Origin of the sequence: Mycoplasmopsis gallinacea (assembly GCF_900660495.1) — a bacterium.
Classification (GTDB): domain Bacteria; phylum Bacillota_I; class Bacilli_A; order Mycoplasmatales; family Metamycoplasmataceae; genus Mycoplasmopsis; species Mycoplasmopsis gallinacea.
In genome coordinates, this window is record NZ_LR214950.1 from 785,128 (window position 1) to 812,003 (window position 26,876).

Annotated in this window: 18 protein-coding genes and 2 tRNA genes; 18 read left to right on the forward strand and 2 right to left on the reverse strand. The window is 29.5% G+C overall.

Annotated elements, in window-relative coordinates; translation table 4 throughout:
- Positions 1 to 149 precede the first annotated feature (149 nt).
- The 9 genes from adhP (at position 150) to EXC51_RS03205 (ending at position 12,013) form a co-directional block, all read left to right on the forward strand.
- On the forward strand, positions 150 to 1,187 hold the full coding sequence (adhP, locus tag EXC51_RS03165) for an alcohol dehydrogenase AdhP (protein WP_129620670.1): 1,038 nt from the start codon (positions 150 to 152) through the stop codon (positions 1,185 to 1,187).
- Positions 1,188 to 1,384: 197 nt separating this feature from the next.
- A complete protein-coding gene (locus EXC51_RS03170) occupies positions 1,385 to 3,001 on the forward strand; it encodes an ABC-F family ATP-binding cassette domain-containing protein (protein WP_129620476.1) in 1,617 nt (538 codons plus the stop codon).
- Positions 3,001 to 3,684: a 16S rRNA (uracil(1498)-N(3))-methyltransferase gene (locus EXC51_RS03175; RefSeq protein WP_129620477.1), complete on the forward strand. Its 684-nt coding sequence runs from the start codon at positions 3,001 to 3,003 to the stop codon at positions 3,682 to 3,684. Before EXC51_RS03170 ends, EXC51_RS03175 begins: the two co-directional genes overlap by 1 nt.
- A 181-nt stretch (positions 3,685 to 3,865) precedes the next feature.
- On the forward strand, positions 3,866 to 4,300 hold the full coding sequence (gene rplM / locus EXC51_RS03180) for a 50S ribosomal protein L13 (RefSeq protein ID WP_129620478.1): 435 nt from the start codon (positions 3,866 to 3,868) through the stop codon (positions 4,298 to 4,300).
- A 2-nt stretch (positions 4,301 to 4,302) separates the two neighbouring features.
- Entirely contained in the window at positions 4,303 to 4,698 is a 396-nt protein-coding gene (gene rpsI / locus EXC51_RS03185; RefSeq protein ID WP_129620479.1) for a 30S ribosomal protein S9, read from the forward strand.
- Between the two features lie 56 nt (positions 4,699 to 4,754).
- Positions 4,755 to 4,831, forward strand: a tRNA-Ile gene (locus EXC51_RS03190).
- Positions 4,832 to 4,910: 79 nt separating this feature from the next.
- On the forward strand, positions 4,911 to 5,312 hold the full coding sequence (locus tag EXC51_RS03195) for a hypothetical protein (RefSeq protein WP_129620480.1): 402 nt from the start codon (positions 4,911 to 4,913) through the stop codon (positions 5,310 to 5,312).
- A gap of 112 nt (positions 5,313 to 5,424) precedes the next feature.
- On the forward strand, positions 5,425 to 10,017 hold the full coding sequence (locus EXC51_RS03200; protein WP_129620481.1) for a DUF4011 domain-containing protein: 4,593 nt from the start codon (positions 5,425 to 5,427) through the stop codon (positions 10,015 to 10,017).
- A gap of 367 nt (positions 10,018 to 10,384) precedes the next feature.
- On the forward strand, positions 10,385 to 12,013 hold the full coding sequence (locus tag EXC51_RS03205) for an IS1634 family transposase (protein WP_129619975.1): 1,629 nt from the start codon (positions 10,385 to 10,387) through the stop codon (positions 12,011 to 12,013).
- A gap of 41 nt (positions 12,014 to 12,054) precedes the next feature.
- Here the strand turns inward: EXC51_RS03205 and EXC51_RS03210 are convergent, their stop codons facing one another.
- The gene (locus tag EXC51_RS03210; protein WP_129620482.1) at positions 12,055 to 12,588 is read right to left on the reverse strand and encodes a chromate transporter; all 534 of its coding nucleotides are present in this window, start codon (positions 12,586 to 12,588) and stop codon (positions 12,055 to 12,057) included.
- Entirely contained in the window at positions 12,588 to 13,169 is a 582-nt protein-coding gene (locus EXC51_RS03215; protein ID WP_129620483.1) for a chromate transporter, read from the reverse strand. The genes EXC51_RS03210 and EXC51_RS03215 overlap by 1 nt, the downstream gene beginning before the upstream one ends.
- A 68-nt stretch (positions 13,170 to 13,237) precedes the next feature.
- Between EXC51_RS03215 and EXC51_RS03220 the strand changes: the two genes are divergently transcribed.
- The 9 genes from EXC51_RS03220 to EXC51_RS03260 all read left to right on the forward strand — a co-directional run bounded on the left by EXC51_RS03220 (position 13,238) and on the right by EXC51_RS03260 (position 26,817).
- A tRNA-His gene (locus tag EXC51_RS03220) sits at positions 13,238 to 13,313 on the forward strand.
- 147 nt (positions 13,314 to 13,460) lie between these two features.
- Positions 13,461 to 14,045: a 50S ribosomal protein L11 gene (rplK, locus tag EXC51_RS03225; RefSeq protein ID WP_129620484.1), complete on the forward strand. Its 585-nt coding sequence runs from the start codon at positions 13,461 to 13,463 to the stop codon at positions 14,043 to 14,045.
- A 2-nt stretch (positions 14,046 to 14,047) separates the two neighbouring features.
- On the forward strand, positions 14,048 to 14,743 hold the full coding sequence (gene rplA, locus EXC51_RS03230) for a 50S ribosomal protein L1 (protein ID WP_129620485.1): 696 nt from the start codon (positions 14,048 to 14,050) through the stop codon (positions 14,741 to 14,743).
- Between the two features lie 108 nt (positions 14,744 to 14,851).
- Positions 14,852 to 17,590 (forward strand): cation-translocating P-type ATPase, encoded by a 2,739-nt coding sequence (locus EXC51_RS03235; protein ID WP_129620486.1) that lies wholly within the window; start codon positions 14,852 to 14,854, stop codon positions 17,588 to 17,590.
- A gap of 94 nt (positions 17,591 to 17,684) precedes the next feature.
- Positions 17,685 to 19,631 (forward strand): transketolase-like TK C-terminal-containing protein, encoded by a 1,947-nt coding sequence (locus EXC51_RS03240; protein ID WP_129620487.1) that lies wholly within the window; start codon positions 17,685 to 17,687, stop codon positions 19,629 to 19,631.
- A 101-nt stretch (positions 19,632 to 19,732) separates the two neighbouring features.
- Entirely contained in the window at positions 19,733 to 21,250 is a 1,518-nt protein-coding gene (gene gpmI / locus EXC51_RS03245; protein WP_129620488.1) for a 2,3-bisphosphoglycerate-independent phosphoglycerate mutase, read from the forward strand.
- A gap of 183 nt (positions 21,251 to 21,433) precedes the next feature.
- Positions 21,434 to 22,615, forward strand: a complete 1,182-nt coding sequence (locus EXC51_RS03250; protein WP_129620489.1) for a hypothetical protein — start codon at positions 21,434 to 21,436, stop codon at positions 22,613 to 22,615.
- A 140-nt stretch (positions 22,616 to 22,755) separates the two neighbouring features.
- Positions 22,756 to 24,396: a hypothetical protein gene (locus EXC51_RS03255; protein ID WP_129620490.1), complete on the forward strand. Its 1,641-nt coding sequence runs from the start codon at positions 22,756 to 22,758 to the stop codon at positions 24,394 to 24,396.
- A 210-nt stretch (positions 24,397 to 24,606) separates the two neighbouring features.
- The gene (locus EXC51_RS03260) at positions 24,607 to 26,817 is read left to right on the forward strand and encodes a P68 family surface lipoprotein (protein ID WP_129620491.1); all 2,211 of its coding nucleotides are present in this window, start codon (positions 24,607 to 24,609) and stop codon (positions 26,815 to 26,817) included.
- Positions 26,818 to 26,876 lie beyond the last annotated feature (59 nt).

The window sequence follows — 26,876 nt, forward strand, 5'->3', positions numbered from 1 at the left end:
TTCATAAATTTTTTCTAAAAATATAACGGCACTTCAAAAGTAATAAAATTATTATGTAGAAAAAATAAATTAACTAATTTAAAAAAGATTTTTCTATATTTTTTTAATATTTTTACTTTTTAGGAGATTTTTTAAACATGTCTAAAACAATGAAAGCTTTTGTGGTGCGTTCACCAAAAAATTGAAGCGTTGAGGAAGTTGCAATTCCTGAACCAAAAGAAAAAGAAGTTTTAATTAGAATGGAAACAAGTGGAATTTGTCATACAGATTTACATGCTTCAAATTTTGATTGATTAGTGGAGCCTAAATACCCATTAATTCCAGGGCACGAAGGAATTGGTATTGTTGAAAAATTAGGCCCAGGATGTACACACTTAAAAGTAGGAGATCGTGTTTGTTTAGCTTGATTACATGATGCTTGTGGTCACTGTGAATTCTGTCTTAGTGGAAAAGAAACACTTTGTCCAAACCAAAATATGTCAGCTTATACAAAAGATGGTTCATTTGCTGAATATGCAATTGGTCACGAAGATTATGTAGGGGTTGTTCCTCAAAACTTAGATTTAATTAAAGGAGCACCAGTTGTTTGTGCTGGAGTTACAACTTACAAAGCTGTTAAACAAGCTAAATTACACCCTGGTGATTTTGTAGCTGTAATTGGAGTTGGAGGACTTGGTCAACTTGCAATTCAATATGCTAAAGCTATGGGTTACCGTCCAATTGGTATTGATTTAACTGATGAAAAAGTTGAATTAGCTCTTAAATCAGGTGCAGAATTTGCTTTCAACTCTAAAAAAGTTGATGCAGTTGCAGAGGTTATTAGAGTTACAGAAGTTGGAGCACACGGTGTTGTAAATACATCAGTTGCTACAGCAGCAGCTGTTCAAGGAATGGAAATGCTTCGTCGTGGAGGAAGACAAGTTCTTGTAGGGCTTCCTGCAAAAGATAAACTTGGAAAAGATGAATTCCCAGTTTCTGTATTCTGAACAGTTCTTACAGAAAGAGAACTTGCTGGATCAATTGTTGGTACAAGAAAAGACTTAAAAGAAGCTCTTGATTATGCTGCTAGAGGACTTGTTGAATCAGAAGTAACACGTGTTGTTAAATTAGAAGAAGTTGCAGATATTTTTGAAAAATTAGAAAAAGGTGAATTTATCGGTAGAGCAGTTATCGATTTCCGTAAATAAGTAATAACACTAAACCAAGGGCTTTTCTCCCTTGGTTTTTTCTTTGCTAAAAGTGAAAATTATGCTATGATTATTTCGAGCCGACATTGAGGTAAAATGCTTTAATGTTAACAGCCTTGAAAAAGGCTATTTTTTTATTTTTATTTTTAAATTTATTATAATTTATTAACTTTATAAGTTAAATTTACGGAGGATATATGTTAGAAGTACAAAATTTAAGCAAAATTTTTAGTGATAAAAAGTTATTTGAAGGTGTTAATTTAAAATTTACTGAAGGTAATACTTACGGAATTATTGGTGCTAATGGTGCAGGGAAAAGTACCTTTTTAAAGATTTTGTCAGGTCAAATTGAACCAACAAGTGGCCAAATTATTCGTGAAAAAAATAAGAGAATTTCAGTATTAAGCCAGGATCATAATGCTTACGATGAAATGATTGTAACTGAAGTTGTTATTATGGGTAATACTGATTTATATGCTGTTAAAGAAGAAAAAGATGCAATTTATGCTAACCCTGAAGCAACAATGGAAGATTATGAAAGAGCTGCTGAACTTGAAGATAAATTCGGTGAATTAGGTGGATGAACTGCAGAAAATGATGCTCAAGAACTTCTTAGCAACTTATCAATTCCTAAAGAAAAATGAAGTATGCAAATGAAAGATCTTACAGCTAACCAAAAAATTAAAGTTCTTCTTGCTAAAGCTCTTTTTGGAAACCCTGATATTTTAATTATGGATGAGCCAACTAACCACCTTGATTTAAGAAGTATTAAATGACTTGAAAACTTCTTAATTGAATACCCAAATGTTGTTATTGTTGTTAGCCACGATAGTGACTTTTTAGACTCAATTTGTACACACATTGTTGATATTGACTACTCTGAAGCTAAAATTTACACAGGAAATTACTCATTCTGAAAACAATCGTCTGAATTAGCTCGTGAAATGATGAAACAAAGCAACCTTAAAAAGGAAGCTCAAATTGAGAAATTAAAAGATTTCATTGCTCGTTTTAGTGCCAATGCTTCTAAATCAAAACAAGCTACATCAAGAAAGAAATCACTTGAAAAAATCCAACTTGATGAAATTAAACCTTCAAACCGTAAATATCCATTTATCCGTTGAGAAATGAATCGTGATCATGGAAAACAAATTTTAACAGTAGAAAACTTAACTTATAAAAATGAATTAGGGCAAACTTTATTTGAAAATGTTTCATTTACCTTAAGACCAGGTGAAAAAATGGTTATTGTAGGAGATGATGATATTGCTAAAACAAAACTTTTAGAAATTTTAGCAGGTGAAATACAACCAACAAGTGGAACTGTTGAATGAGGCCAAACAATCAAAACCACTTTCTTCCCAAATGAAAACAGTAAGTTCTTTAAAAATGATGAAACTATTTTAGAATGAATTTCTAAATGACCACTTGAAAACACTGTTGAAGAAAACAGAGATGTTTCAGATTCAAGAATGCGTGGTTTTTTAGGAAGAATGCTTTTTAGCAATGATTCTGTATTTAAAAAAGTTGCAGTAACCAGCGGAGGTGAAAAAGCTCGTTTAATGTTCTCTAGAATGATGCTTTTAGAAAGTAACTTCATTATTTTAGATCAACCACTTGATCACCTTGATACTGAAAGTATTGACTCTGTAATTGAAGGGGTACAAGCATATAAAGGTGGAGCAATTTTTACAACATATAACCGCGCTTTTGTTAACCAATGTGCTGATGTTATTTTAGAACTTCAATCACCAACTAAGAGTTTTCTTTTCAGAGGTACTCTTGAAGAATATGAAGAGGTTATGGAGTATTAATGAATCGCTTTTTTGTGGAACAAAAAATTGATAATAAGTATTTTGAGCTCTCAAAAGAAAATTTAGATCATTTAAAAGTGTTAAGAATTGGCGATAAACCATTTATTTGTGTTTATCAAGCCAAATTCTTTATTTGCAAACAAGAAGGCGCTAAGGCATATATCCTTGAAGAGTTTGAAGAAAATCATGAACATTCTTTTCAAGTTGTGCTCTATATGCCACTTATCAAATTAGAAAGATTTGAATGAGCACTTCAAAAAGCTACTGAACTTGGAGTTACAAAAATTGTTCCAGTTCAAACAAATTTCACTGACGGGATGTTAGTGAAAAAAGTTAAATCAAAATGAGATAAATTTTCTCAAAGATGAAACCAAATTTTAAAAAATGCAGCTGAGCAAAGTTTTCGAAACATTATCCCAACTCTTAGTGAAATTGAGAAATTTTCTAAAGCATTATTTGATAAAGAATTTATTAATATAATTGCACACGAAAAGCAAAAACTTACAAATGAAAGTATTTTTAATAGCGAAAAAAATGTTGCTTTATTTGTAGGTCCTGAAGGGGGATTTAGTGAAAGTGAAATTACTTTAGCGATTGAAAATGGAGCTGAATGCATCTCTTTAGGTAAGCGAATTTTAAGAGCAGAAACAGCTGCAATTGCTTTACTTGCGAAATTAATTTAGCAATTTTCGTTGCTAATTATCAGCTATAAAAAATGTCTTATTTTTTGAATATACTAAAATAATTTTTTGTGTTATAATAAATAAGCAATTTATTTAATGACCGAAGATAAATTTCAATTTTGATAAATATTAAACACTCAACAAGTATTAAAAATAAATAAATTAAACGTAGGAGGCAGTCATGAGACAAACAACAATGCAACATGCACACCAAGCTGACAAAAAATGATATGTTATTGACGCTGAAGGTCAAGTTTTAGGGCGTTTAGCATCATTTGTTGCTAGCGTACTTAGAGGAAAACACAAACCAACTTTTACACCAAATGCTGACATGGGAGACAACATTATTATTGTTAATGCAGATAAAGTTGTTCTTACAGGAAACAAAGAAGAAGACAAAATCTACTACTCACACTCAGGATACCCAGGTGGTCTTAAAAGCATTACAGCAGCAAAACTTAGAGTTAAAAAACCTATTGCACTTTTAGAAAAAGCAATTTTCGGAATGTTACCACACACAAAATTAGGAAACAAACAACGTCGTAACTTATTTGTTTACGCAGGTCCAGAACACCAACATGCTTCTCAAAAACCAGAAAGATTAGAGGTTAAATAATTATGGCTAAAGAATTAGTATACCGTGGATTAGGAAGAAGAAAATCTTCAGTTGCTCGTGTAAGACTTACAGAAGGAAAAGGAAACTTTGTAATCAACAAACGTGATGCAAGAGAATACTTAACTTCAGATATTTACCTTAAAGATGCAAACCAACCTTTCGTTTTAACAGAAACAGTGGGACAATTCGATGTTAGTGTAAATGTTGCTGGTGGTGGATTAAGTGGTCAAGCAGGTGCTATTAGATTAGGTATTGCTCGTGCTTTACTTGAAGTTAGTGCAGATTACCGTGCAGCATTAAAAGCAGCAGGAATGCTTACAAGAGATGCTCGTGCTAAAGAACGTAAAAAACCAGGTTTACGTGCAGCTCGTCGTGCAAGACAATTCTCAAAACGTTAATTTATTTAATAATTTTTCTTATCTATTTTACATTTTAGTGTATAATAGATATACATGCGAGCGTAGCTCAGCTGGTTAGAGCACACGACTGATAATCGTGAGGTCGATGGTTCAAGTCCATTCGTTCGCACCATTTCATTTATGACCTAAAAGCAAGCACATTTGCTTGCTTTTTTTCTTTTTTAAATTAGAATTAGGAGTATCATTTAACTATGAATTCAAATGTTTTAAATTCGAAAAAAAGTTTTATAGCTGGACTTGTTTTATCAGCTTTATTTTCACTTTTTGCGATTGGAATTATCATTTTATTAGCATTAGTTGCAAGCGAACAAATTCAAATTAAAACAGTTACTAAGAAAAACTTAGGACTTGCAGTAATGGGGATTATTGCATTTAGTTTTATTGTAATTACTTTTTTCTTAATCACGCGAATAATTGGTAAAAGATCAAATCTATTTGTGGTATTTAAAATATTACAAAATAGAGAAGAAAACAAATCAGATAAAACTTGAATTAAAGTTCTTAAAATAACTAATTTACTTAATGGTAAAACATCAAATCGCATTATCGAAGAATATAAAGATATTGTAGTTAAAAAAAGTTTTAAAATATAGCAATTTTGCTGTATTTTTTTATGTGATTTTCCCAAATATTGGAGCATTTGCACATAGATAATATATAATTTAAATAATAAAAAATAAGATAAAAGTAAAAAAGGAAACAACTATGAAGGTTGATATAATTGAAACATTAACCAATAAATTGTTAAAAATTGGTTTAGACAATCAAAACATTAATTTCAGGGAAACAAAAACTTCTACAGTTAAAATTAATTATGATTTGAATGCTTTTTTAGATAGTGTTGAAAAGAAAAAAAGCATTTATTTTGAGGCTTCTAAAAATGATATAAAACCTATTTTAAATGAAAGTCCTAAACATATTATTCTTCCTGCAGTTGGTAGCAAAGAAGAGCAAAGCAGAATCTTAAAAAACCTTTCTCGTAAGCATGCTACTTTTATAGAAGAAAATAATATTAACATTCTTTATTTAGCTGTAGGATTTGTTAGGTGAACTGAAGAAGATAAGTTCCAAACTGAGCACTACGCTCCGCTTTTATTCTTGCCAGTAAAGCTTATTCAAAAAAGTATTAAATCTCAATTTGAATTGCTTATTGAAGAATCTAACTTTATTGAAAACTTAGCTTTTATTAAGAAAATTAAAAAAGAATCTTCTTTTGATTTTTCATTAATTGATAAGCATCATTTAGAAAATTTATCACTTGCAAAATACTATGAAGAATATGCAAAGCTTTTCAAAAAGCATTTACCGAATCAAAAATGAACAATTGTAAATGATTGTTATCTTTCAATTTTCACTGACCAAAACCTTTACATTATTAACGATATTGAACAAAATCAAGAAAAGTTTTTAAACAATGATTTTGTTAAGTTAATTTTTGGTGAAAGCGCAAATTTAGAAAAATTTGATTTTAAAGACCTTTCAGATAAACAAGTGGATTTAAAATTAGATCCAAATAAATACTGACACTTTTTACCTGCTGATATTTCGCAAGAAAAAGCAATTCAATATGCTATTGATGGGAAAAGTTATGTGCTTCAAGGGCCACCAGGAACTGGAAAGAGTCAAACTATTATCAACATCATCACTGAGCTTATTGCTAGAAATAAAAAGGTTCTTTTTGTTTCTGAAAAGCAAGCTGCCTTAGATGTTGTTTATAACAAACTTCACTCAAATGGACTTAGTGATTTTGTACTTGCGATCCACAAAATTAGTGATAGAAATAAAAAAGATATTATTAATGATTTGCATAACAGCCTTGAAAACTCAAGAATTATCTCTGAAGTTAAACAAGATTTCACTGAAACAGTTAAAAATAGTTATACATCTGCTAAAGAAAAACTTATTAACTATGGTGAACTTCTTTTAGAAATTTATCAACCATTAAAAGTTAACTTATATCAATTAATTGGTAGATATTTTAACCTTAAGAAAGCCCAAGAGTTAATCTTTAAAATCCACAATATTTCAGCTATTGATGATAACCTTTTAAACAAAATTGTTTTAGGGATTAAAAAATACGAATTTAGCTTAAAAGAAATTGACTATAATTCAAAAAACAACCCTTGATATGGATTTAAAAACACAACAATTACTAATAACCAAACCAATACCCTTGGAAATCATTTTGAAACAGTAATTCAAAACTTTGATCCAGTCATGGAAGAAGAATTTATTAAAGAGCTTCATGAGTTTGAAAAATTCATTTACCTTATTAACTTAGATTGAAAATCACACACTTTAAATATTGAAGAAGATTTAAGACTTTTAGATTACAAAAACATTAAACAACACGAAAATGAAGAGCTTAAAAAAGAACTTCTTAAAATCTTTAAAACCACAGTGTTTAATTTAGATTTTTCTAAATATAGAGATTTTGAAATCAAGTTCCGTTCATCATTAAAAAGAATTGTATCTTCAGAATATAGCAAACTTAAAAATGATCTTTATGACAACAGGCTAGATGGTAATGCTAAATTTAGTCATGAAAGATTAGTTGAACTTGCTAAGATGATTGAACAAATTGTTTTAAATGAAGAAAAAATTAGAGAGTGCATTGATAAATTATCATTTGTAGTTCCATCTAAATTTGATTATGAATACACCTTGCAATCACTTAGATGAGTCTTTTTCCACAAGAATTTCCCACATATAAAAAACACCATTTTATATAAGAAATCTCTTCCAGAAAGCAAATTTGAAACCTTTATTAATAATTCAAATGATTTGCTTGCTTCACTTAAAGAAATTCAAAGTAACTTTGACCTTTCATTAATTAACTTCTATGAATTACCTAAAGATCAAGTTAAAAAACAATTTAAATCACTTTTAGTACAAGTATATAAAAACACACTTCCAATTTACATTAACTTCTTAAAATCTAAGAAAGAACTTCTTGATTTAAAACTTAATGATTTTATTGAAAAAACCGATTCAAAAAGAATTTACAAAAACCTTGAAGATATCTTCCTTCGTCAATTCTACAAGCTTTTAATTACTGATTTAAACACTAAAGTGAACCACACATTAGGTGTTAAAAATGATTTAGTTAAACTTTATAAAGAAGAAGAAAGTAAACTTGAAGAAATTGCGATCTTCAAAATTAAAAACAATATTAAAAATAGCATCATTAAAACCGATGCTAACTATGAAGTTTCAATTCTTAAAAAAGAAGCTAATAAGAAAAATAAATTTATGCCTTTAAGAATGCTTTTCAGCAGAATTGGAAATTTAATTACAGACATTAAACCATGTCTTATGATGTCTCCTTTATCAGTAAGTAGCTACCTTAAAGATACTCCTGTGCAATTTGATGCAGTTATTTTTGATGAGGCCTCACAGGTTAAACCAGAATTTGCTTTAGCTTCAATTGTTAGAGAGAAACAAATTATTATTTGTGGTGATAAAGAGCAACTTCCTCCTACAAGTTTCTTTGAAAGAATCGGGGAAGATGATACTGAATATAATGAAAATTATGAAGTTACAAACCTTAATGATTATGATAGTATTTTAGATGTTGCTTCCTCATTTTTAAAAACAATTTCGCTTCAAAACCACTACCGTTCTCTTAATGAAAACTTAATTTACGCTTCTAATAAGGAAATTTACAAAAACCTTATTTCATTCCCAAGTAATGATTTAGCCCAAGCTAAAGAAGCGCTTGTATATCACAAAGTAAATGGTATTTATAAAAACTCAACTAACCAAATTGAAAGTGATGTGGTTGTAAATTTAGTTATTTCATTATTTAAAAAATATAAAGATACCAAAAGAATTGGTGTTATTACATGTAATATTTCACAGCAACTTCTTATTGAGAAAAAACTTTACCAACAAGCAGCTAACCAAATTGGAATCGAAAGATACATCAATAATAAAGATTTATTCTTTATTAAAAACATCGAAACAGTGCAAGGTGATGAATGTGACATTGCTATTTTAAATACCATTTATGGACCTGGTCCTGATGGAATTATGAGAATGAGCTTTGGACCAATTAACCAAGCAAACGGATATAGACGGCTAAATGTTGCTATCACCAGAGCAAGGGAACAAATGCATATTGTTACCTCAATTCATGGAAGTGACATTATTGTTGATGATTCAACAAGCAGAGGGGTTAAATTATTACGTAACTACTTAAATTTAGCTGAGCACGGAATTGATTCAAAATATGATTCACTTATGAATAATTCATTATTTAATGAAGATTTTGAAACTGAAGTGTACAATGAGCTTGTGAAAAAAGGATATTCAGTTCAAAGAAAAATTGGAAATTCTGACTTTAGAATTGATTTAGCTGTCTTTGATAAAGAAAATCCAGATCGCTTTATTTGTGGTATTGAATGTGATGGTTCAAAATACCTTTCTTCACTTTCAACTCGTGAACGTGATAGAGTTAGAGAAATGATCTTAAATTCTCGTGGTTGAAAATTATACAGAGTATGATCAGCTGACTGATTTAATAACAAAGATAGCGAGCTTAAAAAGTTAGTTCGGTTCATTGAAAAAGCTCAAAATGGCCAAATTGCTAACGAAACTCAAGAAATTAATAAAGCTAAAAGTTCAATTATGCAAAACCTTGATGAAACTGTAATTGAACAAGATTTAATTAATTCAATTTTTGAAGAATTTCCAAGATATTGAAACATTAAATCTGATGCATTTTACACTTTCTACAAAGAAATGTATGATCCACAAAATGACAGCTTACCATTTGATGATAAAGACATTAGAATGTCAATTTTAGTGGATATTATTAACAAATATGCACCACTGCACGTAAGAACTTTAAAACAAATTCTTGCTTCACTTCCTAAGAAAGACTTCATTGAGCAACCTTTAAAAATTAATAAATGACTTAAAGATGTGCTTTTAGATATTCCAAATGAAGATGATTTCAAATTAGGAATTAATAATCAAAATAACATCTACTTAAAAGAGAATTTCTTCTATGTAGATAATAAGGAAATTAAATTTAGAAAAAATAACATTGAGTACTTAGAAACAAGAAAAAGTAATGAATTTGCTCCTGAAGAAATTCAAGACTTTGTTTACCAAACAATTATCAAATCTAAAGTAATTTCACTTCTTGGACTTCAAGAACTCTTTATCGAACTTGTTGGAATTAAAACTGTTTCACCAGCTATTAAAAAACAAATTGATTTAGCGGTAGAAAACCTTAAAGTTGCTGGTTTAATTATCGAAAATGATGAAGGTGTTTTCTCAAGTTCAATTTAGCAAAAGCAAAACCCACATTAATATCAATGTGGGTTTTTTCATTGTTTTTATACCTATAATCAAGGTTGAAAAAGTAAAAAAGCTAAAACTATATTAATTAAAATAGCGTATAAACTTGAATATTTTTTATAAAGAATAAATGATGTAGTTGTAAAAGCAACTGCTATAAAAATAAATAAAGTAATTAATCTTCATGAACTAAAGAAAACTTTCTTAGCTGAATCAGAGTTAAAACTAAGATAACCTGAGTTTCCAAGTTGAGCCTATTTTTTAGGCTTATTTTTTATACATATATCAAAGATATATGACCTAAAGAAAAAAATGTTTTTTTACTTACATTACACACATAAAATGATATAATAAGAGCATGAGTTACAGTTTATGCAAGAAAAAACAAAATGGAAAATATTATTTAGTTTTAGCTATTTCTAAAGGTTTTAAAAAAGGTTATGGAAATCAGGTTGGTCTAGGATACTGAGAAGATATCAAAGAAAAGTATGGATTATCTTCAATTGAAGATATGAAAGAAATAGCAAAAAAAGTAGATACATCTTTAGATAAAGCTATTGCAAAAGAAGAATTTTTTAAATTATTAAAACCCACTTCTGTAAAAACAAGTATCCAAAATATTGGAGTTGATTTAATTTATAAAGTTATTAAAGAATTAGATTTATTTTCAGTATTGCCAAAAAGTAAACATAAATCGTTAGAAGAGGTTTTGGAATTTTTCATAGCAACTAGAATTATCCTTCCAAGAAGCTATATGTCACAATATAAAAATAAAAGCGATTTTATAAATGATATTAATGTTAAAAAATCATCAATATATAACTATCTTGATGTTATTTTTGAAAATAAGAACTCTGTTTTAGTCAATTTATTTCAAAAAATAAATGAATTTACAAATCGCAATAATAAAGTTATTCACTTCGATAACACAACAGTTTATTTTGAAAGCTTTACAAGAGAAGGGATGAGAAAAAACGGTTTTTCAAAAGACGGAAAACACAATGAAGATCAAGTAGTCATAGCAATGGCTGTAGACGAAAACGGAATACCAATACACTATAAAGTTTTCCCAGGTAACACGGCTGATGGTAAAACAATGTTATCCTTCGTTTTAGAACTTCAATCAATCTATAAAATAAAGGATATTACAATAGTTGCAGATCGTGGAATAAATAACAACGCAAACTTACGTTTCCTAGAACAAAAAGGAATTAAATATATATTCCAAAAAAGATTAGATACATTAAGTATTGGGATGAAAAAATTCATTCTTGAAGACAAACATTATGTTTTTAGAGATGAAATGTTTTGAAAAGAACAAATTGTTGAATCTGTTTGAAATAAAAATAGATTTAATGGTAAATACAGAAAATGATGTGTGTTTTTCAGTCCTGGGAAAAAGACTTTAGATAAATTAAAAAGAAATAATTTTATTGATAAATTGAATAAGAAAACTGTAAATGGAGAACTGCCACTTAGTTCTTTAGTTCCAGAATATAAAAAGAAATATATGGACATTGATGGCAAAACAGTGGGTAAATTAAATTGAGAGAAAATTAAGAAAAAAGAATCTGAAGATGGTTTTTACATTATTGAAACCAATATTCTAGATTTAACACCAGAAAAAGCTAATGAAATTTACAGAAAACAATGAAAAGTAGAAGAAAATTTCAGAACATTAAAATCTTCTTTACAAGTTAGACCTGTTTTTGTTCATAATGAACAGCATATACTTGCACATCTTTTATTATGTTTCATTGCTCTTGTTGTTTTAAAATACTGTCTTTATAAATTAAAGAAATATTATGAAATCAATGGAGAAATACAAAAAGTGACGTTAGATTTATTTGTGGATTCATTAAGAATGATGACTATAACAAAAAAAGAAGTAAATGGAAAAGTGGTACAAGAAATAATTAATGATTTGGATGAAAACCACAAAGAAAATATAAAAATTTATAAAGATTTCATCGCATGTATGAGTTAATTCTATGTGTGTAATTTTAAATGTAAAAAAACGAATACACCTTATTTATAGCTGTATTCGTTTTTTATAGTGTCTCAACTTGGAAACTCAGGAAAACTAAGATAACTTTCAGGAGTATTAAAAGTAAATCCAGGGGCTACAATTGGGATTAAAAGTTGAATAGCAAGTGCTACTAATATTCCTGCAATTACAGGCTTAACAACTATTAAAAAGTTTTTTAAGAACCTATTTTGCTCAAATTTTTTAAGGTATTTCATCGCAAGAAGCATAATGAAAATAGCGGGCAAAATAAAGATTATATATGTAAGGATCATTATTAAATATCCTCATCAATTGCCTTCAGAAATTAAATAACCAGTAAAAAGAGCAAATTTAATTGAAACAATTCCTGGTGAAGAATTTGTAGCTGCAATAACATTATCAATTGTTTCTTGAGCCATTTGCGAATTAAACACATTTGCAATTGTTTTTCACAGTCAGACAAAAATAGGGATAAAAACTTGCCCACCACCAAAAACACTAAGACATACGAAGATTAATAAAGCTATTGTTAAAAGTAAGATTAAAATAAACATTATTTATCTCCTTTTTTAACTCTTAAACTTACAAAATAGTAACAAATGTAAATTAATAGCACACTTAAAATAGCTAAAACTGGCAAGTTAAATGGAGCAGGAATAAAAAGGTTAAATAGAATTGAAAAAAGTAAGATTCCAATTCATAAATAAAGATTCATTTGCTTAATATTTCGCTTAATGTAATGAAAGGCAAAATTACAAATAATAAAAATGATTGTAACAATAACTGAAGTAGCAAAAGTGATTAAATACTTTTGAGGAAGTAAATTAATTACAAAAAACATTCCAAAAGCAAATAAAACATGTGGGAGCATTGCGAAAATAGTGAGAAATATTCCTTTTCAAAACCCAAATCATTTAATGCACATATATGAAATGCTTTGAATAATTGAAGGTCCAGGAAGTGAGTTGGTGATAATTAAAATCTTTTCAAATTCTTCTTCAGTGATTCATTTTTTGCTTTCAACTGCTTCTTTTTTAATCATTGGCATTAAGGCATTTCCGCCACCAAAAGCAAAGAAAGTGAGTTTTAAAATGAATAATAAAGCTTTAAAAATAGTTGGTTTAATCTGTGTCATAGTAAATAAAATTATAAAAAATATTTTTAGTTTCTTTAATTTATTGTATAATAAGTTTACACGTTATGGCGAATGTGGTGAAGTGGCTAACACAGCGGGTTGTGGTCCCGTCATTCGCGGGTTCGAATCCCGTCGTTCGCCCCATTTGAAGAAAGCATCTTAAAATGATGCTTTTTTGTTTTCAATTTTTAATAAAACTTGTATAATTAACAAGCAATATTTATTATTGCCTAGTGGAAGATTTTATTTATAAAAATCGCTAGACCACAATATCGAAAGGATACATACAACATGGCAAAAGAAATTCAACGTATAGCTAAGTTGCAATTCCCTGCCGGGAAAGCTAAACCAGGTCCAGCTCTTGCTGGAGTTGGTGTTAACATGCCAGAATTCACAAAGGCATTTAACGATGCAACAAGAGATAGAGGTGATGAACCAGTTCCTGTACAAATTACAGTTTACAAAGACAAAACATTCGAATTTAAATTATTCACAGCTCCTGCTTCATACAAAATTAAAGAAGCTGCAAAAATCCAAAGTGGTGCTGCAAACTCTAAAACAACAATCGTTGCTACAATTTCAGTAGACCAACTTAGAGCAATTGCTGAATACAAACTTCCAGATCTTAACACAGATGATGTTGAAGCTGCAATGGCTACAATCGCTGGAACAGCAAAACAAATGGGTGTTTTAGTTGAAGGATATGACGATATCTTCAAAGCTAAGGCAGAAGCTAAAGCTGCTGCAAAAGCTGCTTCAGCTGCTAAAGCTAAAGAAGCTGCACTTGCTGCTGCTGAAGAAGAATTAGTTGAAACAAAAGGTCAAGCAATCGAAGTTAATGTAATTAAAGAAAAATCAGAAGAAGGAGAAGAGTAATTATGGCTAAAAGAATTTCTAAAAAATTAGAAGCTGCTCGTGCTAAATTCGATAGAACAGTTGCTTATGATTTAGAAGAAGCAATTAAACTTGCTAAAGAAACTTCATATGCTAATTTTGACGCTTCAATCGATCTTGCATTCAACTTAAACCTTGACGTTCGTAAAGCTGACCAACAACTTCGTGGAGCTGTTTTACTTCCATTTGGAACAGGAAAATCAATTAGAGTATTAGTTGCTACAAACAACCCAGAATCAGCTAAATCAGCTAAAGAAGCTGGAGCTGACATTGTTGTTGATGGACCTGCTCTTGAACAAAAAATTAAAGAAGATGATTTTGACTTTGACGTAATGGTTGCAGATCCTGCTATGATGCCATTACTTGGAAAATACGGGAAAAAACTTGGACCTAAAGGTCTTATGCCTAACCCAAAAACAGGTACAGTTACACCTACACCTGCTAAAACTGTAGAAGAACTTAAAAAAGGTAAAGCAAACTACCGTACAGATAAAGCAGGGATTGTTCACTCTCTTATCGGTAAATCAAGTATGCCAACAGAACACTTAGTTGAAAACGCTAAAACATTAATTAGCTTAATTAGAAAACTTAAACCAGCTGCTGTTAAAGGAACATACATGCTTAACTTAACAGTTTCAGCATCAATGGGACCAAGCGTTAAAATTAAACTTGAAAAATAATCACTAAAAGTATAGGTTTACCTATACTTTTTTATATTTTAATACCTTATAAAATACACATTTATTGTGTATTTTGGTATAATGAAGTAATACTTAAAGGAGGGAAAAATGTTAGATTCGAATTTGCTTGAAACTGACTTAAAAAAAGGTTTATCAGTAATAGAAGCAAAAAAAAGATTAGAAAATCTTGGTCCCAACACAATTAGAAGTGAAGAGAAAAAAAGCGTTTTCAAGATCTTCTTAAATCAATTTAAAGATTTTATGATTATCTTGCTTTTAATTGCTGCTGCTATTTCATTTTCAGTTGCAATTTATGAAGCAATTAAAAATGCTAACACTGGATATAAATACAACACTGAAGTAATTGTTGGGTTTATTGAACCTATTATCATCTTAATTGTTATCGCACTTAATAGTATGCTGGGTACTTACCAGGAAATTAAAAGCGATCAAGCTGTTAAGGCTTTAGAAAAAAACAACGAATTAAATGCTAAAGTAATTCGTGATGGAAAACTTATGCTAATTCCGGCTACCGAATTAGTTGTAGGGGATTTAATAGTAGCAGAAGCTGGAGATGCCATTAGTGCTGATGGAATTTTAGTAGAAGCTTCTCATTTAATGGTTGTAGAATCAGCTTTAACAGGTGAATCTACAAGTGTAAGTAAGAGAGTAGGTGAATGTGATGAAAATAAGCCTCTTGCTGAGCAATTTAACCGCGTTTTTTCTGGTACAAACGTTGTAAATGGAAGATTGGTAGCTCTTGTTACAAAAACAGGAAAAGATACAGAAATTGGAAAAATTAATAAATTACTTTCAGAACAAAAAGTAAACTTAACTCCACTTCAAATTAAATTAAACAAATTAAGTAGAATCTTAGGGATTGCCGGAGTTGTATTATTAGTAATTACAGTTATTTTACAAGTGGTAATTACTAATGCACCTTCAGGAAGATGAAATAATGCAACAAGTTATTCTGATGCATTAACAATTGGAATTTCACTTGCTGTTGCAGCTATTCCAGAAGGGCTTATCACTTTCACTACTGTTTTATTAGCAATTGGTGTTTCCAAACTTACTAAAGAGCATGCGATTATTAAATCATTTGCTTCAGTAGAAACACTTGGTTCTGTAAGTATTATTTGTAGTGATAAAACCGGTACTTTAACCGAAAACAAAATGACAGTTGTTGATTTATATGACGCAAGCGCCAAGGGAGAAAAAGGGGAAAAATCAAGAGCTCTTGCAGCTTTAGTAGCTTGCTGTGATGCTTCAGTAACTGTTGAAAATAATGAATATGTTGAAGTTGGTGATCCAACCGAAACAGGAATTTTAAGATACGGAATTGAAAATAATAATTCAGCTCAAAGATTCTGAAGCGGATATGATAAATTATCTTCAATCCCATTTGACAGCGACAGAAAATTAATGTCTGTTCTTGCTCAAAATAAAAAAGATCCAAAAATTAAAGTAATGTTTACTAAAGGTGCTCCAGATGTGCTTTTAAGTAAATGTAAAAATGTTTCTGAAGAAGATTACAATCTTCTTGAACAATGATCTGCAAAAGCTTATAGAGTTATTGCAGTTGCTTACAAAAACATTAAAGATGAACAAAAAATTGAATTAGTGCATGAAGATGAAAATGATTTAACATTTTTAGGTCTTGTAGCTATGATTGACCCTCCAAGAAGTAGTGTTAAATCAAGTATCGAAGAAAGTATTAATGCAGGTATTAAGCCAGTTATGATCACAGGTGATCACGTTACTACCGCTGTAGCAATTGCAAAAAGTCTCAATATCTTTAAAGAAGGTGATTTAGCAATTACTGGTGAAGAGCTTCAAAATATGTCAGATGAAGAGCTTAAAGCTAAAGTTAGCTTAATTAGTGTATATGCTAGAGTTAACCCAAGTGATAAGCTTAGAATTGTTAAAGCTTGACAATCACACAATCAAGTTGTTGCTATGACTGGTGATGGAGTTAATGATGCTCCAGCCCTTAAAGCTAGTGATATTGGTTGCGCAATGGGAATTACAGGAACTGACGTTTCTAAACAAGCTGCTGATGTTATTTTAACTGATGATAACTTTAACACCATTGTTAAATCAGTTAGAACCGGTAGAGAAACTTTTGATAAAATCAAAACAGTGATTATGAACCTTCTTGTTTCTTCACTTACCGAAATTATTGTAATGATGATTGGTCTTTTTGCTTTTAGATTTATTTTTAAAGGATCTATTGAGAATGTTGCAAAAGGTGAAGAAATTCAATTCTGAGTTCTTTCAGCTTCACAACTTCTTTGAATCAATTTATTAACTCATGGACTACCAGCAATTGCTCTCGGAATGGTCGATTCTGGTATTGATGTTATGAAACGTAAACCGTTTAACAAAAATGATTCAATTTTTGCGCACGGAATGGGAAAAAGATTAGTTATTCACAGTGCAATTATTGGTGGAGCTTCAATTTTATCTTACCTTTTTGTAGGACTTATTGCCCAAGAACAAGGTGTGCATGGAATTGATTTTGTTAGAATAACTTCAAGTGCATGTTTTATTACTCTTGGGATTGGAGCTAGCTTAAATGCTCTTAACTTAATGAGTGATGAAAACATTTATAAATGTTCATTTAATAGATATAAATTAGTTTATCTTGCATCACTTTTCTCATTTGTATCTGTTATTTTAGCTGCATTTGTGCCTGGACTTAGTACAGTATTTAAAATGGCTGACCCAAGCATTTTCAGCAATTACAATCCAGGATATGCAATCTTACCAATTCTTCTTGGTTTTGTCTTAATTGTTTATGAAGAAATTTTAAAAGCTGTAAGACACTACAAAAAAAGTAAATAAATCTTAGAAAATATGTCCAAACCTTACAATTTGTAAGGTTTGTTTTTTAAAATTTAATATAATATAACTAATTATTAAATTAGGATGGTACATAATGAAAAATTTAGAAAATAAATTAATAGCATCAATGCGTTCAATTGCTTTAGATTCAATTAATAAAGCAGGTGGTGGGCACATTGGAATGGGTATTGGTGCTGCAAGCATTACCTGCTCAATTTGAGCTAAAATGCTTAAAATTAATGAACAAGATCCAAAATGAATTAACCGTGATCGTTTTGTGCTTTCAGCAGGTCATGGATCAATGAGTATTTATTCAATTATGCATTTTCTAGGGCTTCTTTCTAAAGAAGATATGATGCAACATAAGAAATTGCATTCTAAAACTCCTTCTCACCCAGAAATTGATACAAATGATTATGTTGATGCTACAACAGGACCGCTTGGTCAAGGAATTGCGATGGCTGTTGGAATGGCTCTTAGTCAAAAATATTTACAAAATAGATACAACAAACCTGGTTATGATGTTTTTAACCACGATGTTTATGTACTTCATGGGGATGGTTGCCTTCAAGAAGGAGTGGCTTTAGAAGCAATTCAACTTGCAGGTACTCTTGGACTTGATAAACTTATTTTAATTCACGATTATAATGGTATTCAAATTGATTCAAAAAGTTCTGAAGTTAACAACATTGATTTTGTAAAGTACTTCCAATCTCAAAACTTTGATACATTTGTAGTTGAAAACGATGATCCAGAACTTATTCAAAAGGCTTTAGAAGCAGCTAAAAAATCAAGCAAACCTTCATATGTTCAAATTAATACAACCATTGCACGTTATACACCTTTTGCAGGTACAAGCAAAGGGCACAATGGAACTTTAGATGCTGAAAATACACTCAAATTTAAACAAATCCAAGGACTTACAAACACAGTTCCTTTTGATTATGATTTAGAAGTTTATGAATATGCTCAAAGCTTTTGAGAAGATAAAAATTCTTATTATGAAGCTTGAAGCAATATGTTTGCAGCTTATTCAAAACAGTATCCAGAATTAGCAAGCGAGCTTTCAAAGGTAGTTTCTAAATCATACGAGTATGATCTATCTACCATTGAATTTAAAGAAAGTAATGTAGCTACTAGAAATTACATTTCACCAATTGTTAATTTCTTAGAGAAGAACTACCCAAGTGTTATTGGTGGTTCAGCTGATCTTTTTGCAGCTACTAAAGTAGGTTTTGGCCCAAGCGTTGCTGATGGTGGAAAAACCATTAGATATGGAATTAGAGAATTTGCTATGGCTGCAATTAACAACGGAATTTACTTAGATTCAGGGATTAAAACTATTGATAGTACCTTTTTAGCTTTTGCAGATTATATGAAACCTGCCATTCGTCTTGGGGCTTTAATGGAAATTCCTTCAATCCACGTTTATACACACGATAGCTACCAAGTTGGAGGTGATGGACCAACACACCAACCTTTTGACCAAATTCCAATGCTTAGAGCAATGAGTAATGTTAAAGTTGTGCGTCCTTGTGATGAAAGTGAAATGCTAGGAGCATTTCAATATGCTTTAAATAGTCAAAAAGATCAAGTAGCTATTATTGGATGTAGACAAAATATTCCTTCATTTAACAAATTAACAAGTGGTAAATTTGCACCTGCATATGTAATTCATTCACAACCTGAAGGGTATGACTTATCAATTCTTGCTTCAGGAAGTGAAGTGAATTTAGCTATCAAAGTAGCTGAGAAATTAGAAAAAGAAAGCTCAATTAAAGCTCAAGTTATTTCAGTTCCAATTCTTCAAGATTTAGTAGCAAATGAGAATTTAATTGCTGCTTTAGGACTTAATGAAAAACCAATGTATGCAATTGAAGCAACTAGTGATTCAATGTGATTTAGACTTGGAAAATATAACAAAATTGATGCTCATTTAGCTAGCGGATATGGATATAGTGAAGATGGTGAAAAAGTCTACCAAATCAAAGGATTTGAAGTAGATTCATTAGCAAGCAAAATCAAAGAGTTTTTAAATTAATTTCACTTAATAAATTGATTTTCAAATAAAAAGAACTTTAATAAAAATTAAAGTGATAAAATAAACATACAGTTATTTTAGCGCTCAAAAAAGGAGAAAAAATGAAAAAGACAATTTTAATTGTTATTGATGGTCTTGGGCTTAGAAAAGAAGTTCAAGGAAATGGTTTTGCGCAAGCAAACACACCAACATTTGACAAATTATTTAAAGAATATCCAAATAGCATTATCCAAGCTTCTGGAGAATTTTTAGGTCTTCCAGCGGGACAAATGGGGAATTCAGAAGTTGGACATTTAAACATTGGTGCAGGAACAGTAGTTTATACAGGTCTTTCACTTATTTCAAAAGCACTTAGAGATGGAAGTTTTTACAAAAATGATGCATTCTTAAATGCATTTGAAGATGTAAAGAAAAATGGATCAACATTGCACTTAATGGGACTTTTATCACCAGGTGGTGTGCACTCACTTGAAAATCACTTATTTGAAATTTTAAAAGCAGCACATGATTACGGAGTTAAAAACGTTTCAGTGCATGCTTTTGGGGATGGAAGAGATGTTGCTCCTCAATCAATTAAACAATCATTTGAAAAATTAGAGCAAATTACAAAAGAATATGGATACAACATTGCTTCTATTTCAGGTAGATTTTATGCAATGGATCGTGATAAAATGTTTGACCGTGTTGAAAAAGCTTATGATGCAACACTTGGTTTAACTGATGCAACTTTTAATGACTCACTTTCATATGTAGATAGTCAATATGCACAAGGAATTACAGATGAATTCTTTATGCCAGCTAAAAATGCTAACTTATCACAGGAAGCGTTTGTTAAAAATGGAGATAGCATTATTTTCTTTAACTTTAGACCAGACCGTGCAAGACAACTTACACACTTATTTATTGGTTCGCCACTTTATGAAGAAAAACCAGCTCATCCAGTAAAAATTAATCAATTTGTTTCAATGATGAAATACGAAGGAATTGAAACAATTATTGCTTTTGATGAAATGGAAATTTCAATGCCAATTGGTAGAGTTTTAGAACTTGCAGGTAAAAGCCAACTTAGAGTTGCTGAAACTCAAAAATATGCACACGTAACATACTTTATGGACGGTGGAAATGACATTGAATTTAAAAATTCAAAAAGAATTATGGTTGATTCATTAAAAGTTGAATCATACGCAGATGCTCCACATATGTCAGCTGAAGGAATTACAGATGAACTTCTTAAAAATGCTTTAAATTATGATGTTACAATTATGAACTTTGCTAACCCAGATATGGTTGGTCACACAGGTAATTTAAAATCAACAATTGAAGCTGTAAGTTTCTTAGATACACAAATTAAAAGAATTATTGATTTTGCAGAAGCAAATGATGTAACTGTATTTATTACAGCTGACCATGGAAATGCTGAAATTACAGAAGATGCAAACGGAAAACCTGCAACTAAACATACATCAAGTCCAGTAATGCTTATTTGTTCAGATAAAAACGTTAAATTAAAAGATGGTAAATTAGCCAACATTGCACCAACTGTTCTTGATTACATCAGAGTCGCAAAGCCAACCGAAATGGATGAAGAATCTCTTTTAGTTAAATGCGATTGCAACTAATTAATCTTAAAATATTGCATTTATAATTTGCAATTATCTAAACACACTAAAAATATCGGGCGTTCGTTATTTTTAGTGTTTTTTTCTTTTTTAGCTCCTTATAGATACTAAAATGCAAATTTATTTACAAAGTTGCAAAGCAAGTTTTTTACTTTAGCATAAATTTAGTAAAATTATAATTATATGTATAAGTATTTTGTTATTACAAAACTAATCCCTAACGGAGAAATGGTTTATGTTGTTCAAGAGAACTTAGAAAATGGGGAAATTCAAGAAATTGAAATTGAAAAAAGGGAAGTTTTAGAAAAAATCAATTCGCATGCAATTGAAATTATTAAGCGAATTGATTTTTGTCCTATTATCTTAAGGGATAAAGAAGCTATTTTAAAACTTATTTTCTCTAAAGTAAAATATACCAATTTTGAAATTGAAGTAGTCAATCCAAATTTAGAATTAATGAATCGTTTTTTAAACATTATCAACATTTTCCCTGAAGAATATTCTGAGGAACTTTCAAATTTAACTACGTCATTAATGGCTGAATATGTGTATAAAAAAGTTAATAATAATGCTTTAGATTACATTGGATTTAAATACGAAAAATTCCAAAAGCTTATTCCAGTTCTTAAAGAAAATAAACACAAAATACTTTATAAGTTCAATAACTATGTCTTTTCAAGACTTGGTAATCTTTGTGATAATCAAAAAATTTATTTAGATTTTGCTGAAGGGTATGTTGATTCAGAAGTTTTAAATTCTAAGAAAAGATTTACCTATGTTGTGCCAATTTTTTACGTGCATCAAAACTTTCCGCTTTGAGTTGATTTTCTTCCAGGACTTGATTATAAATATCAAGGAGTAATTCCTTCAATTGAAAAATTCTTAGAAAATTATCCTGATTATCGTCATTTTTCAATTCCAAAAAACTTATGAATAAATCGAACCCAAGAACACCTTAAAGAACAAAATGTTAAATTAGAATCACATTTTATCTTCGATCCATTTAGTGAAGATTTTAGATATACCAAAGTAATTATTAATGAACTTTTAACCAAAAAAGTATCAATTGAAGAATTAGATCTACTTATGGTTTTAATTTATATTAACTTTATAATTACTAAATTAGTTTATAATGCTTTTGATGTAATTTCAGATATGCAAGATTTTGAAATTAAAAACTTTGAAAAAGATGTTCCTAAGATTGTAGCTGCGTTTCACTATGAATACAAAAAAATTGACGGAACTTTAATTGAAAATCAAATTATCAAAAACAATAAAACTAAAACCGATTTATTTCCAGAAAAGTTATTTGAAACTGTTATGGATTTAATTATCGAAAATCAAATTCGCAATAAGGAGCAATAATGTTATCTTTTTTAAAATTGCAACTCAAGATTTATTTTAGGCAATTTTCTACTTATATTGTTCCCTTAGTTTTAGCTTTGATTATTTTTTTCTACAGACTTGTGTTTTATTGATCGGGTAAAACTCCAGAAGATAGCAAAGTGTTACTAAGCTTAATTTCAATTTCTTTTTATTATGGACTTTTAGTCTTTTTAGCAGTATTTATTAGTGTTGCTTTTAGTGGCACTACTTTCTTTTATAAGTATAAAAATGAGGGAATTGGGACTATTTTATATTCAAAACCAATTAGCAAACATCAAATTTTTTGAACCAATTGATTATGTATTTTAATTGGATCGGTCTTTTGTTTAGTTTTCATTAATATAGCTAATTTATTAAGTTTATTTGCAGTAAACCTTTATACAGTTAAAGAAGTATTTTCAATTTTTGCTTCAGTTTTATTAGCTAGCTTTTTATTCTCGCTTTTAGCTATTGGATTTGCAAGCTTTGTTCATAATTTTGTGCAGCTAAAAACTTTCCAAATCATTGTTGGAATTGTGCCTTTTATCCTTATTTTCATTTTCTCAGCAATGAAGCTTAATGTAGTTAAATCCGAAATTAACTTCATTCCTAAACTTAAAAATAAAGCGACCATTATCCTTAGAGATAACTCCGCAAATAAAAAAGATTACTTTAAAGATATTCAAAATAACTTTGGTTCGAACAATGAAGTTTTAGCTTTTGATAAAAACACTGAAGATCTTTTTGGTAATTATAATTACCAAAATGGTAATTTTAAATTAGAAGATATAAAAGCTAAAGACATTTCACTACTTGATGATTTTTTAAATAACTATAATGATGATTCTAATTTATACAATAAATTAGAATACCTTAACTTTGGTGAATACTTTTATCAAATTATTTCTAGCTTTAATCGCGAAATTTTTCCACCTGAAACTAAATGAGAATATAGTAAAAATGTTAGCTTGGAAAAAGTGACTAATGCTAATAGCGACTCGCCAACTATCATTATGCCTTTTTATGATGTAAAAAGTGGTAAGCTCATCGAAATTGCTTTAAATTGAGATTTAAGTTTAGTTAGATCTTTTATGAATTTAAATAGCGAGCCAGTTTCAACTGCAACATATTATTCAAATTTACTTAATTTTGACTTTTTCAACAACTTTAATTACCTAAATTTATTTAATAACGAAATGTTTAATTTAGTGACTTCTTGACGTAAAAAAGTTAATTTAAATGAAAATGAAACACTAGTTTCTTCTGAAGTTTCTAATCTAGAAAATAAGCATTTTGTGAATGTAGAAAATATACCTAATTTTGCTAACTTACTTTTAAGTGATGAAACAATATCAAAAAGAATTGAGCAAGTAGTTTCATTAATCAAACAAGATAAGTCAAAAAATCCATTCAAAAATTACTATGGAAATTTTTCAAGTTCTAATTCTAGCTTAGTTTCACATGATTTTTATGTCGATTTATTTAGAAAACTATTAAAAAACACTTTAGTTACTCTTGCTGTTTCACTAGAAATGAAAAATGAAAACTTAGTTTTTGATTTAGAAAAAACTAACCAAATGATTCTTGAAAGTGATAATCTTGATTTTGTTCAGTTTTATAAACTTAATTCATTAAAACCATTTGTAATTAAAGATAATCTCATTGCATTTAAAAGAGTTGCAAAAAACAATGTTTACATCGCTTTTTTAGTGCCTTTTTCAATTTTTACTCTCTTTACTTTGGTTGGGTGAATTAGTTTTGTTAAAAAAGAATATAACTAAAAAATGATCGCAAGTCTAGCTTGCGATTTTCTTTCTTTTATGAAATGAGATTTTTATGGAAAAATATGAAATTTTTAGCCAATTTATGTAAAAAATAAGCAAAAACTTTATATAAATATATAAAATTGTAATTAAGTGCAAAGAAATTATTTTCTTTTAACTTAAAAGCAATATTAAAAAATAAACTTTATTATTTGGGAGAACTTTAATATGACTAAATCATTGAAAAGAAACTTTTTAGCATTTGCTACAGTTGCTTCAGCTTCAACTCTTGCAATTGCTGCATCTTGTGGAAATTCTACAAAAGGAACCTCTTCAGGATCAGTTGTTTCAGTTAAATCTAAACAATTTGATCAAGAACTATCAGAAAAAATTAGAGTTGGTGTAACTTGATCAAACACAGGAGCACAATACAAAGGGTTACAAGAAATCGTTGATGTTTATAATGCAAACATTAATACAATTTATCCAGATGGTGGTGCAAAACAAGTTGAGCTGAAGGGACTTGGTTCAGGATATGGAGAAGGTGCCGAAAAAGTAAAATTATCTCTTGAATCACAAGACAAAAATCAATTTTTCCATTTAACATTTAACTATTCTGTAGTTGCAGCTAATTTAGCTGAATACGATATGTTATTAGATTTTGATGACGAAGATTCATCATCTAGATTAGATATTAATACTTTTGAAAGTCAATTTACTTCAGAAAATACAAATACTGAATATATTTCAGTAGATGGTACATATGTTTTACCAGTAGCAAAATCTACAGCAGTTTTATCATTTAACACTCCAGTGTTTAGCTACTTAGTAGATAAAATGAAAGAAGCCGGTGCTACAACAGATGCAGAATTTGAGACATGATATGCAAGTGTCAAAGAAAAAGGACAAGCAGATAGAGATGCTGTAGCAAAAATTTGAGGAGAAAGAAACAAAAAATCTCTTGAAGGTTATACAATCAAAAAATCAATGTTTGATTCATACGAAGATTTATTTGATTTTGCAATCAAAGCTCAGTCATTATTTGATAAAGCCACTTCATGAAATGAAGGTGAAAAATTACACGTATTTGGAATTGATGACCCAGCTGGTTTCTTTGAAACAGTAGTTACAGCAGATTTAAATGCCAATGAATCTGAATCTATCGCTAGAAGAATTAAAGTTAATGGTGTAAACACAATTAGTTTTGATGCATTAAGAACAAACCAATCACCTGCTTATTTAAGTGGTCAAAAAATTTATAACAAAACAAAAGAAGCAGTTAAATCAGGTGCTCTTAAATTACAAGGTAGTGGTGAATACTCATCAACAACACAAATTTATCACAAGATGGCATTTTCAATTGGTTCAACAGCAGGATATAGCAAAAACTATGTATCAGGAAGTTCAGTTAACAGATTTGACTCAAAACTTGATCAAAACTTCTCATTTGATGAAAAATATGATGATAACAGTAAAAACATTATGACAATTGTAAATTCAAATGACAAATATGCAGAAATTCAAGATCAAGTTCTTTTCTATGTTGGTAAATACAAAAACCCAGTATTTAAAGCAGGTGTAAAAGACAACCCAGCATACGCTAAACATCTTTCAAAATATGATTTTTATGCTAAAGATGAAGCTCAAGTAGAAAAAATTAAAGCAGCTTTAATGAGAAAAACAGCTAACACAAGATTTGTTTACTTATTTAAAGATGAATCAACAAAACCAAATGCTCAATTAATGGAAAAAATTAATGCCATTGGTTCAGAAGTTAATTCAAACAATGTTTACTTAGGTGAATTTGAAGATAACAAATATGGTTTCCTTGTTCTTGAAGGAACATTAGATAAAGTTAAAGAATTAGCAGCATCTTTAGGTATGGAATTTAAAGTTCTTTCAAGTACAGACATCTTAAATCAAAATGAATTAGTAGCGGAAAAAAACCCAGAAAAATGAGAACAATCAGATGCTAAAAAAGTTGTTTACGTACAAGGGCCAAGCTTAATGGGTATTCATTCAAACACAGTGGATAATGAGGCTACAAGAAAATTTGTTAAATGATTAGTTACTTCAGATGCTGTATACACATTTGGTAAAGGGGAATATGCAGTAGAAGAAACACCTATTAAACACTTCCAAAGAGCATTAAGTTATATTGCTCCAATTGATTTTGCACATTACGATGAATCAGTATTTGGTGAAGGGAAAAAAGCAAATGAATATTTAAAAGTTGCTTTAAAATCATTTAAAGAAGCTCAAGAAGATCCAAATGCGTATGCAACATATTCAACACCAGGTGCAATTAAAGCAAACTTATTTAGAGATGCTCTTACAACATCATTTAAAGCTTTACAAGATGAAGCGAAAACTAAAAAAGGTAATATTGATCTTGAATATTCAAAACTTGTTGATACTTTAAATGAAAGTTTAAAATAATCGCAAAATAAAATAAGATAAATAATAAATTCCTCAGTGGAATTTATTATTTATATATA